General features: G+C 39.1%; 5 protein-coding genes and 1 pseudogene (1 of these 6 running past the window's edge). All 6 read left to right on the top strand.

Annotated elements, in window-relative coordinates; all coding sequences use genetic code 11:
* Nucleotides 1–99 (top strand): annotated as a pseudogene (locus A2294_02655) (hypothetical protein); it begins 984 nt to the left of the window's first position.
* 252 nt (nt 100–351) lie between these two features.
* Nucleotides 352–3,381: a hypothetical protein gene (locus tag A2294_02650; GenBank protein ID OGH86132.1), complete on the top strand. Its 3,030-nt coding sequence runs from the start codon at nt 352–354 to the stop codon at nt 3,379–3,381.
* Nucleotides 3,382–3,384: 3 nt separating this feature from the next.
* Nucleotides 3,385–5,193 (top strand): hypothetical protein, encoded by a 1,809-nt coding sequence (locus A2294_02645; GenBank protein ID OGH86131.1) that lies wholly within the window; start codon nt 3,385–3,387, stop codon nt 5,191–5,193.
* A 3-nt stretch (nt 5,194–5,196) separates the two neighbouring features.
* The gene (locus A2294_02640; GenBank protein OGH86130.1) at nt 5,197–5,625 is read left to right on the top strand and encodes a hypothetical protein; all 429 of its coding nucleotides are present in this window, start codon (nt 5,197–5,199) and stop codon (nt 5,623–5,625) included.
* 4 nt (nt 5,626–5,629) lie between these two features.
* On the top strand, nt 5,630–6,310 hold the full coding sequence (locus tag A2294_02635; GenBank protein OGH86129.1) for a hypothetical protein: 681 nt from the start codon (nt 5,630–5,632) through the stop codon (nt 6,308–6,310).
* Between the two features lie 13 nt (nt 6,311–6,323).
* The gene (locus tag A2294_02630; protein OGH86128.1) at nt 6,324–8,258 is read left to right on the top strand and encodes a conjugal transfer protein TraC; all 1,935 of its coding nucleotides are present in this window, start codon (nt 6,324–6,326) and stop codon (nt 8,256–8,258) included.
* The last annotated feature ends 154 nt before the right edge of the window (nt 8,259–8,412 follow it).

The raw sequence follows: 8,412 nt of genomic DNA, 5'->3' as shown, positions 1-8,412 counted from the left end.
TCCGGAAATTTCAATCGGACAGTTTTGCTCGCACTCGCTGTTGTCGTTGAACACGGGCTTACCTTGCCCGTTGCCACAAGCCGTGGCGCTGAGAATTAGGGAAACGCATGCCAGCACCAACATCATCAAATTTGCCTTTCTCATTTTCTTCTCCCTTGTCAAAGATCCATTTTAAGCTTAGAAAGCACCAGCTTTCCAAGTTATTTTCTCTCTTAATTCTACCTTATCTGAACCAGATAAATATACCACTTTTTAGGCTGTTTGTCAAGGGGATGGCGCTATAACTGTAATTATTTATCAACTTTTGGCTTTAAAAAAAATATGGTATAATATTTATACACAACTAAGCTTATGAGGAAGTTTTTTTCTCGCCTTCTAAAATTTAATGGAAGCTCTAAAAAGTTCCTGCTAATTTTTGCTTTAGCCCTCTTTTTAGGGCTTTTTGGTTTGGCTCAGCCGGCCGAAGCCGGTCTTTCGGGAATGATTTGGAAATCTTTTGCCTGGATTGGCGAGGTTATTCTTAATTTAGAAGGCCGTTTATTATTATGGGTAATTAACTTTTTGATTATTGTTTCCGGCTATAATAATTTTTTAAACGCGCCTGTAGTTAGCACAGGTTGGAAATTGGTAAGGGATGTGGCCAATATGTTTTTTATTTTGGTAATGCTGGTAATCGCTTTTGGCACCATGCTTAATTTAGAAAAATACAGTTGGAAAAAATTATTGCCCAAAATGATTTTCATGATTTTTTTAATCAATTTTAGCAAAACCATTATTGGTCTTTTAATAGATTTTGGACAGGTAATAATGCTTACTTTTGTCAATGCTTTTGCCTCGGTGGCCGGAGGTAATTTTATTCAGATGTTTCAAATGGAAAGTGTGATGAAACTTTCCAAAGCTAATTTGGAGGCAGCCAATTATGACGCTGACATGCAGGCTATGTATGGAGCCCTGGGGGTTTTTTTAGGAGTGATTGTTATGGGTGTGGCGCTGATTGTGGTGACTGTTTTTGCCATGATTTTGCTTTTTCGCATTTTAACTTTATGGATTTTAATCATTACATCCCCTTTAATTTTTTTGCTCGGAACTTTTGAAAAGGGTAGAGAGTATTATTCTGAATGGTGGAAAGAATTAGTTAATAGTATTATTGTCGGTCCTTTAGTGGCCTTCTTTTTGTGGTTGTCTTTAGCTACTATGGGACAGAGTAATAATATAGAACAGTTAAAGGGAGATAATAACGCTTTAAAAGCCTTGGCTTCAGAAGATGCTCAATATTATAATCAACAAGAAATTGCCGGCACAGAGATTGGGCAGTGGGAAAATTTGGGTTCCTTTGTGGTGGGTGTGGCTTTGCTTTTTGCCGCCTTGCAAAGAATTCAAAAGTTAGGGGTAGCTGGCGCAGGGCTGGCCAGCGGGGCGGCCAATTGGATGAAGAAGACGGCTGGGACTGTGGCTAAAAAATATGCTATTCCAGCCGCTTTAACGGCTTATACTGGCGGTGGTATTATTTCGGCTATGGGTTTACGTGAAGGAACAAGAGCGGCTATTGGTGCGGCTTCCGGTTTACCTTTAGTTGGTGGTATGTTTAAAGCTTTGGGCAAGGGAGCGGACCAGTACGGCTTGAAAACAGAAAAAGGAGCCGGTGGATATGTTGGACGTAAAGCCAAAGGAGGTTTATATCAAGGACAAGAGTATCTTTTAGAAAAAGCGGCGGGCAAAATTCCTTTAATTGGAACTACAGCTAGAGGGAAGGCGGCGGAATTAAAAGCAGAACGTTTAGGGCCGGCGCGTGAAACGGAAAAAAAGGTAAACGAATATACTGATGAAGGTGTAATGCAGGCGGCTAAGCAAAAAGCTTTTACCTCGGAAACTCAACAAGAAAAATTTAGTGCTATTTCTAGAATTTTAAGCGAATCAGAATTGCGCAAAAAAGTTAAACCCGATGATTTGCAGGCCATGGTGGCTGATTTGCCAAAATTGGGTGAAAAACTTGGACGTGGAGAAAAAGTTAACAGTCTGTTGAAGAATTTTAATAAAAATAATCCGCAAATGACTGTACTTAGCGCCAAAGAAGAGAAAGAGGTGGAAGAGGAAACTAATCAAAAAGTAACCACCGGACAAGTGACGCCCGTTAATCGGCCGGCTGAAAAGGAAAGATTAAGAAAAGAAAAAAGAAGGCAAAAAATTAAAAAGACTCTTGATGGCATGCGTCCTAATGAGGCTTTAGATTTGGACGCGGACGCTTTTTCCGATCCTGATTTTATTGAGCAGTTTGATCATGATAGATTAGGCGGGGAAATAATGAATAAAGGAAGCGAAAAGTTGATTGAGGCATATATTTTGGCTTACTTAAAGAATAAGTTGGGTTTAACTGATCAGCATCTTAATATTGATGCCGCACCAGCCGGAGAAAGGGGATCATTAGAAGGGCAGCTTCAAGCCGCGATGCAAAATAACACCGGCAATTTGCTGGATGGGTCTTTATCCAGAAATGTTTTTAAACATCTGCGTCAAGATCAGCAAGCAGAAGCCTTAACTTTAGGTAAGGTACGAGTTAAGGATTTGAATGGCGGGGAAGATTTTGCCGCCAGACCGGATCTTTCCAGTGCGGTGGCTAGTTCTGGCAATCAAAAATTAATTGATGAAACTAAAAAATATCATAGGCAGGGTTTTGAAATTGGTCTAGATCAATTTATTCAACAAAATGGAGCTGTGAGGCAACCGACTGTGGCAGAAATTAATGATAAGGTGCGTGTTTTGCATACCGAAGTGGCGACAGGAAAAACAGATCCCTCAATAGAAATTGAAAATTTAATGAATAGCACAGGGCAGGTACAACCACAAGCAGAGGCTATGTGGTATGCCCAAGAAGGCGAGAGAAGAGCCCGACAAAGTCTTATTTCCAAAGATGTGGCTCAAGCTCAAAGTGTTAGATCTGCCTTGCAACCTAATTCTACCGAGGCCGAGAGAGTTTTGGGTTATAACTCTGCTCAAAATGGCGGTCGTGGTGATTGGATTGGTCCTCCAGAACAAGCGCGGGCCCAAGTGGCTCAAATGGCCTCCACCGAAAGTATTATTAGCGCCCTTAAGGGTTTAAGATTAGAAGCCATCGTCACCAAAGATCCTGCCACCGGCTCCATTAATGGTTTATCTGCCTTGGGTAATGTCATAGCTCAAAATATCCATGTCTCCACTTTAATGAGATTTGCGCAAGAAGCCCAAACCAAAGCTTTAAGAGATATGACTGCGGCTTTGGTAGCAGGTAAAAAGTTAAAAGGTACGGATGCCAAAGAATTTACTAAAAAAGAAAAAGCGCCAGCTTTTTCACAAGTAGACTGGGAACCTTTGGTAGATTCTATTAAAGGTAGTATAAGTTCTTAATCTATGGAGGAAAAATTAAAAGACAATCCGCCTGTTTTTCTTCAGGATCATATTTTTAATCCGCAATTAACCGATAAGTACGCGGATGTTTTTGCTAATTATTCTTTGGCGGAAATTAAGCCCTTGAATTTGCTGATTCGTCAGGTTTATTACCGCGAAATTACTTTGGCCGACTTTTTGCGCGAGGCGGAAAAATTAAATTTGAAAGAATTTAGAGTTAAAGTTTGGCCGGTAATTTTGCAGTTTGATTTTTTGCCCCTGGCTGAATATTTAGAAATTAAAATTAATGATTGGCTAAAATATCTGCCTACTGCGGAAGAAAAAAATTTAAAATTTGTTGATTTGAATAAATGGCTGGATGATTTTTTTTCTACTTTACCGGTAGAGAGAAGTGTGGAAGAAAAAAATAAAGTTTTAAAAATTTTACAAAAGTTTTTGCAAGGGCATAAAAATGAACAAGAAACAATTGAGGCTTTGGGTCGGTCCGAAAAATTGGGGGGGATAGAGATGATAGAAGAAGAAGTGGGCGATTTACTAGAAGAATTAAAAAAGATGTGGCTTTTGGCTGAAGAAAAAGGACAAATTGTTACAACGCAAAAGATTAGTTTTATAGAATTGGGTAAAGAAGTTTATGTTTTACCCCCGCCAGAAACTGTAAAAGCTCCTTTTGTCCCAACTCCTAAAAGAGTATCTTTTCCAGTACCAAAAGCTGCAATCGTACCCCAAATTACTCCTCTCTCCACGCCCGGGTTAATTAAAAAAGAGCCTCTCCTCCCTGTTAAACCATCAACTGATTGGAAAAAAGACGCGGAAGAATTACAAAAATCATCCTTATCGCCAATTATCAATTCTCAAAGTAAAAATCACGATCAGATAGCCGAAGAGATAATTAAAAAAAGCGGCGTGGTTGTCCCCTTAGATTTATTCCAGCGCTTTAAAATGATTTTAGTTTCAAGATTAAAAGAGGTGCGGAAACAGGGAGAGGTAAAGGAACGTTTAACCGCTCACACTCTTAATGGGGGATTGGGTTTAGCGCCGGAAGCCGCTGCAAAAGTTTTGTCTGTGCTTGAAGATTTTCATCAAAGAGAGCTGTCAGGATTTAATCAAATGCCAAAACAAGAAAAAAAAATTCCATTTGCTCCATCTTTTACAATTTCTACCGCTGTTTCGTCTCCTGTTTTGGTTGAAGAAAAGAAATCAGAAATCAAACCAATCAGTAAGCCAGTTTTTTCTCCTCCTGCTACCACCTCAACTGTGACTCCGCCCAAACTAATTTCGCCAATTGCCAACCCCAAAATTACACCCTCGGCCACTTCGTCGGATATAGCTCCAGTTACGGCTTCGGCTGTTAAAATAACCGAAGAAAAAGGCCGGTTGCAGGCGCAAAAAATTGCCCCACCTGCCCCCGCCTTTAGGCCTTCAATTAACGCCGTTCCTCAAACTCCGTCTGGCCGAGCCAAAGTGGAAGATATTGCCTATACTCCGCGTTTAATCGGCCCCGTAGAGGAATTAAAAGAAATGAGCCTCTTGGAATTTAGACGCTTGTCTCCTAAACCCCAGACAGCGGCTGACAAAATACTTTCTAAAATAGATTTGTTAACTAAGGAAAATTACAATAAAAAAATTCAAGGCATAGAAGCTTGGCGTCGCAGTGCCTTAATACAAAATTACAATGCCATTTTGAGTGCAAGCTTAAATCAAGGTAAACCCATTGTGCAAATTTTAAAGGAAAATCAAGGCAAAAAACAGGAAACTTTGTCAGAAGAAGAATTTAAAGTTATAATGGAGTTAAATAGGCGCCTGCAATTTTAATTTATGATGCAGTTTACGGTCCCTCAATTTATAGAAGTGGAAGATAAAATTTTTGGCCCTATTACGGTTCGCCAATTTATAATTCTTTTAGTTGATGGAATTATTTTGGCCATTTGCTGGAAATTTACGGATTTAACTTTGTTTATAATTTTATTGGTTATTTTAGGCGGTGGGGGATTGGTAACGGCTTTTTTAAAAGTTAACGGACAGCCTTTTCACTATTTTCTTTTAAATTTTTTACAAACGTTACAAAAACCAACCTTACGTGTCTGGCATAAATTTTATTCTGATCAAGAATTAAGGCATCTTGCTCAAATGGAAAAAGAAGCGCCGCCGCCGCCCAAACCGTATAAAGAGCCTGTCTCCATTTCCAGATTAAGCGAAATGACTTTGGTGGTGGATACCGGGGGAAAATATACCCCTGAAGAATGATAATATGCAGTCATCAAAATTAGCCGGATCAAAAATCAATGTTTCCACTCAACAATATTTGGATATTGCCTCTATTCATGATGACATTTTGATAATGAAAGATGGCACTTTGCGTGCCGTGCTACTTGCCTCTAGTATTAATTTTGCTTTAAAATCCGAAGAAGAACAAAACGCTTTGATAAGCGCTTATGCCTCCTTTTTAAATACTTTGGAATATCCTTTGCAGATTGTTTTACAATCGCGCAAATTAAATATGGATGCCTATTTGGAAAAATTAAAAAAATCTCAAGAAGAGCAGACCAATGAGCTTTTAAAAATGCAAATCGCCGATTATCGAGGATTTATTGATGAATTGGTTGATTTGGGCCAAATAATGAGCAAGAAATTTTTTGTGATAGTACCTTTTAATCCTTCCTCCAACAAAAGAAAGAGTTTTTTTGCCAGATTTAAAGAAACTTTTACCCCGGCTATTTTTGTGGGTTTAAAAAGAGAGTTGTTTTTAAATAGAAAAAAAGATTTAATGAGCCGTGTGTCGCAAATTCAGGGACAATTGCAAAGTTTTGGCATCAATACGATTGCTTTAGATACGGAAGGCTTGATTGAACTATATTACAGTAGTTATAATCCTCAGCTTTCCGATGTGGAAAAAATGGTTGATACTGACAGACTGCAAATAGAAAAATAAAAATAAATTGTGTATGCCTTTTAGTCCGGAAACAATTGAAACAAAAAAACCCGTGTCTCTTAAAAAACCCAGTGAGGCCCAGAAGGTCTCTTCTCTTAAAAAGAAGTCGGCGGAGGAAAAAATAATTTTAGAGGAGGAGCGGGTATATAGAAAAGGCGTGGTGTCGGTAAAAGATATAATTTCCCCGGCTGCTTTTAAGGTAGATCCCAGTTTTGTGCAACTCGGGGATATTTTTGCCCGTACAATTTTTGTGGTCACTTATCCGCGTTATATCACCGTAGGTTGGTCGGCGCCAATTATCAATTTAAACAACGCTTTAGATATTGGCATGTTTTTTTATCCCGTGGCTTCTGATGTAATTTTGAAACAGTTAAGGAAAAAAGTGGGTATATTAGAGGCGCAGATCATTGGCGATACGGAAAAAGGCGCGCCGCGCGATCCAGTAAGGGAAACGGCTTTGCGCGATATAGAAAAATTGCGTGATGATTTAACGCAAGGCACGGAACATTTTTTTCAGTATGCTTTTTATGTCACGGTTTATGCGGATAATAAAGAAAAATTAAACAAAATTACGGAAGATGTGGAAGCTCTTTTTGGCTCCAAACTCATTTATACCAAAAGAGTATTGTTTCAGGCCGAGCAAGGTTTTAATTCCACCTTGCCTCTTGGGAATGATGAGTTGATGATTACCTTTAACATGAATACTTCGCCGATCGCTTCGTCTTTTCCTTTTGTTTCTTCAGATTTAACTTCGGATAATGGCATTCTTTACGGCATCAATCGGCATAATAACAGCTTGATTTTGTTTGATCGTTTTTCCTTACAAAATGCTAACATGGTAGTTTTTGCCACTTCGGGGGCCGGTAAAAGTTATACCATTAAATTGGAAATTTTGCGTTCTTTAATGTTAGGCACTGAAGTAATTGTGATTGATCCAGAAATGGAATACAAACATCTTTCCGAAGCCGTAGGCGGGACTTATATCAACATTTCACTTTCCTCAGATTCTAAAATTAATCCTTTTGATTTGCCGCGGCCGGTTGGTGAAGATGTGAGCATAGAAGATATTATCAGAAGCGCGGTTATTACGGTTAAAGGCCTGATTAAGATCATGCTGGGAACAATCACCACAGAAGAAGACTCTATTGTGGATAGAGCATTATTGGAAACTTATGCCAAAAAGGACATTGTGCCGGGTGCCAATTTAGCCAAAGTAGAACCGCCCATTATGCAGGATTTTGTAGATATTTTACAAGGTATGGAAGGCACCAGGGATTTGGTTATTAAACTTAAAAAATATACCGAAGGAACTTTTGCCGGATTGTTTAATTCCCCAACTACGGTAGAAATGAATAACAAATTGGTGGTTTTTAGTGTGCGTGATTTGGAAGATGAGCTAAGACCAATGGCCGTATATGCCATTGTTAATTACATTTGGAATGTTGTGAGGAGTGAAAGTAAAAAAAGAATCTTGACCATTGATGAGGCCTGGTGGTTAATGCAACACGAGGATTCGGCCAAATTTATTTACGCTTTGGTTAAAAGATGCCGTAAGTATTATTTAGGTGTTACTACTATCACTCAAGACGTGAATGACTTTTTGCGTTCGCCTTACGGGCAGGCTATTGTTAACAACAGCTCCTTGCAAATTTTGTTAAAGCAAAGCCCGGCGGCAGTAGAACAGATTGCCAAGGTTTTTATGTTGACCGAAGGGGAAAAATATTTGCTTTTGGAATCTGGAGTAGGTGAGGGAATATTTTTTGCCGGCCAAAAGCACGCGGCTATAAAAGTGGTGGCTTCCTACACCGAAGACCAGCTGGTGACTACGGATCCCAAACAGCTGTTAGAGTTGGAAAGAGCTAAAGACGAATTTGCCGAGGCTTCCAGAGAAGAAACGGAGAGTGAAGGCGTAAAGACTCAAACCAAAGAGCCGCCAACTATTTTTTAAGTATCAATTTAATTTTTTATGAATTTAACTTTACGCGGTAAAATTTTTTTAGGAATAGGTTTGGGCGTGCTTTTTATTATAATTATAATTTTATTGGCAATTTTTTGGAAACGTCAGCCTAGCCCTGCTCCAACTAATACTTTAACCAACGCTT

The sequence above is a fragment of the Candidatus Magasanikbacteria bacterium RIFOXYB2_FULL_38_10 genome, from assembly GCA_001783145.1.
Lineage (GTDB): Bacteria > Patescibacteriota > Patescibacteriia > Magasanikbacterales > UBA10003 > GWC2-40-17.
The sequence above is the reverse complement of the archived record's forward strand: the minus strand, read 5'-3'. Positions and strand labels throughout refer to the sequence as shown.

What these genes read in the sequence shown, in the direction of transcription:
- A2294_02650 (OGH86132.1), top strand. Translation starts at nt 352, where the DNA reads ATGAGGAAGTTTTTTTCTCGCCTTCTAAAATTTAATGGAAGCTCTAAA.
- A2294_02645 (OGH86131.1), top strand. Translation starts at nt 3,385, where the DNA reads ATGGAGGAAAAATTAAAAGACAATCCGCCTGTTTTTCTTCAGGATCAT.
- A2294_02640 (OGH86130.1), top strand. Translation starts at nt 5,197, where the DNA reads ATGATGCAGTTTACGGTCCCTCAATTTATAGAAGTGGAAGATAAAATT.
- A2294_02635 (OGH86129.1), top strand. Translation starts at nt 5,630, where the DNA reads ATGCAGTCATCAAAATTAGCCGGATCAAAAATCAATGTTTCCACTCAA.
- A2294_02630 (OGH86128.1), top strand. Translation starts at nt 6,324, where the DNA reads ATGCCTTTTAGTCCGGAAACAATTGAAACAAAAAAACCCGTGTCTCTT.